We start from the raw sequence: 3,250 nt of genomic DNA, 5'->3' as shown, positions 1-3,250 counted from the left end.
GTTGATGAACCACATCCGCTGCTGCGCGAAGGACAGCGGGACGTTCCCCGGACGCGACTCCGGCCGGGCCACCGGGGGCAGCGGGGCACGTCGCCCCCGGACTGCTTCGGCGAGCTCGCGCACCGTCGGGGCATCGAACACATCGCGGACCGTCACCTCGACACCCAGGGCATCCGACACCCGGGACGTCAGACGCATCGCCGACAGCGAGTTGCCGCCCAGGTCGAAGAACGACTGGGTGACACTCACCTGCTCCACGCCCAGCAGCCCGGCGAACACGCAGGCGATCGCCTCTTCGGCTTCCGAAGCGGGAGCGACGTATTCGGCCGCTTCCAGCTCGGGCTCGGGCAGCGAACGGCGGTCGACCTTGCCGGCGGAGTTCAGCGGCATCTCGTCGAGGAGCACCCACGCGGTGGGGCGCATGTACTCGGCGAGCGCGTCCGAGAGCGATGTGCGCACGGCATCGAGATCGACGGTCGCGGGGGCGACGTAGCCGACGAGCTGGTCCCCGCCCGGCCCGGCGACGACGCGGGCCGCGGCGTGGACGACACCGGGCGCGTCGGCGATCGCGGACTCGACCTCACCGAGTTCGAGTCGCTGTCCGCGCAGCTTCACCTGGAAGTCGGTGCGGCCCAGGTAATCCAGATCGCCGGTGCGGCGTCGGCGGACGAGGTCACCGGTCCGGTACAACCGCGCTCCCGGGGCCCCGAACGGATCCGCGACGAAGCGCTCTGCGGTCAGGTCCGGCCGGGCCGCGTAACCGCGCGCGGATTGGACACCGCCGAGGTAGAGTTCGCCGGCCACCCCGTCTGGGACCGGGTGCAGGCGATCATCGAGCACATAGGCGGTGGTGTTCGGCATCGGTCGACCGATCGGCACGACGTCGACGGGCTCGTCGAGTGCCGACGACATCGTGTAGACGGCGGCCTCGGTGGGACCGAACAGGTTGACCACCCGGGCGTGGGGCACGCGCTCGGTGAACCGCCGCAGAACCGCCGGAGGTAGGGCTTCGCCGCCGCTGAACAGCATCTGCAGCCCCGTGAGCAGATCCGGTCGATCGACGACGTCGAGGAACACCGAGAGCAGCGACGGCACGAACTGGGCGACGGTCACGCCGGTCTCGGCCATGACGTCGGCGAGATAGTTCGGGTCGCGGTGACCTTCGGCGTCCGCGACCACCATCGTCTGCCCCGCCGTCAACGGCCAGAACAGCTCCAGGACCGACGCATCGAATGTGTGCGGCGTCTTGAACAGCAGCCTCTGGGGCCCGGCGGGAATGAGCGAATCGAACCAGGCGACGAAGTTGGCGACGGCCCGATGCGAGATGGTCACACCCTTCGGCCTGCCGGTGGAGCCGGAGGTGAACAGCGTGTAGGCGGCGTCGTCGAGACGCAGTGTGGCGAGTCGTTCGGAAGGCGACAGCGGGGCCGCGTCTGCGGAAAGCGGTGCATCGGCGTCGAGTTCGATGATCGGCGACCGTCCGTCGAGCACATCGAGAACCTCGACGGGCCGGTGTCCCTTCTCCACGAGGACCGGTCCGATACCGGCGGTCTCGACCATGTACCGCGCGCGGTCGGCCGGGGTGTCGGGATCGATGGGGACGTACTGGCCACCCGCTGCCATGATGGCGTGCACCGCGATGACGGTGCCGGCAGACCGGCGCATGACGACGCCGACGGCCGTGTTCGGACCGACGCCCTCGGCGATCAACGTCCGGGCGACCGCGGCGACGCGGAGTCCGAACTCGCCGTAGGTCAGCGTGCGCTCCCCCGTGACGAGCGCGAGGGACTGGGCGGAGTCGGCCACGCGGGCACCGACGAGATCGGCGATCGTCTCCTCCGCGGCGGACGCCGCCGGCCCGACGGACCCGGCGAGCAGTGCCTGATCCTGTTCTGCTGCGAGGAGCCGGATGTCCCCGACGGCGGTCTGCTCGGATGCGAGCACACCGTCGAGCAGGCGGAGGAACCACCGGGACATCTCTTCGACGGTTCCTCGGTCGAAGAGATCGGTGGCAAAGGTCAGGATTCCCGACCAGTCCTCGTCGGCAGAACCGGTGGAGACGGTCAGATTGAGATCGACCTGGGCGGGGGCCTCGGTGATGTCCACCGGGGCGACCGTCAAACCGTTGACCGTGGCGGCACCGCTGACGTCGGTGCCGATCGGATCGACCGACAGGATGACCTGAACCAGAGGCGAGAAGGCCTCGGAGCGAACGGGATTGACCGCATCGACCACCGACTCGAACGGCACCTCGGCGTGCGCGAAGGCATCGAGGTCGTCGGCTCGGACGCGGTCGAGAACAGCGTCGAACCCGCTGGCGGAATCGATCTCGGTTCGCAGCACGAGGGTGTTGACGAACATGCCGACCATGGCGTCCAGCTCGCTCTGCCCGCGGCCACCGATCGGCGTACCGACCGCGATGTCGTGGGTACCCGTCAGACGGGCGAGCAGGACCGCGAACGCCGCATGCAACACCATGAACCGCGTCGCGCCGTGCCGGGTGGCGATGGCATCGACGCGGCGGCCGATGTCGGCGGGGATGCCGAAGGTGAGCACGTCGCCCCGGTGGCTGGCGACGAGCGGCCGGGGCCGGTCGGCGGGCAGTTCGAGGACATCCGGCAGGCCTGCGAGTCGGTCTCGCCAGTAGGCGAGTTGTCCGCCGAGCACCGAATCCGGATCCTCGGGCGCGCCGAGCACCTCGCGCTGCCAGAGGGCGTAGTCGGCGAACTGGATGTCGAGAGGAGCGAACTCCGGTGCTGCGCCACGGCTTCGCGCTTCGTAGGCGGCGAAGAGATCGGTCGCGAGCGGACCGAACGACTGACCGTCGAAAGCGATGTGATGGGCGACGAGGGCGAAGGTCGCCCGCCCGTCACCGGTGAGCAGAACGCGGGCACGCAGGGGCCACTCGTGCGCGACATCGAACCCGCGACGCAGGTCGGTCGCGAGTTCGTCGGCGCTGGCCACGACCCGCCAGTCCAGGCGTTCGGCAACATCCGCGGGCTCGGCGATGTGCTGGTACGGCAGACCGTCGACGGCCGGGAAGGTCGTCCGGAGGATCTCGTGTCGGGCGACGACATCGACGGTCGCCGTCCGCAGGAGGTCCACGTCGACCTCGCCGGACAGCGTGAACACGGCCGGGATGTTGTATGTCGCCAGCTCCGGTTCCATCTGGTTGATGAACCACATGCGCTGCTGGGCGAACGACAACGGAATCCGTTCGGGCCGAGACTCGACACGACTCACCGGCGGC

The 3,250-nt window shown here is 69.5% G+C and carries 1 protein-coding gene; it reads right to left on the bottom strand.

Going from position 1 to position 3,250, the window contains the following annotated elements:
- Positions 1-3,250, bottom strand: a 3,250-nt coding sequence (locus OK17_RS17190) for an amino acid adenylation domain-containing protein (RefSeq protein ID WP_461418165.1), incomplete at both ends; no start/stop codon positions are given.

The sequence above is a fragment of the Gordonia sp. GN26 genome, from assembly GCF_054823965.1.
This window is presented reverse-complemented; position numbering and strand designations above follow the sequence as displayed.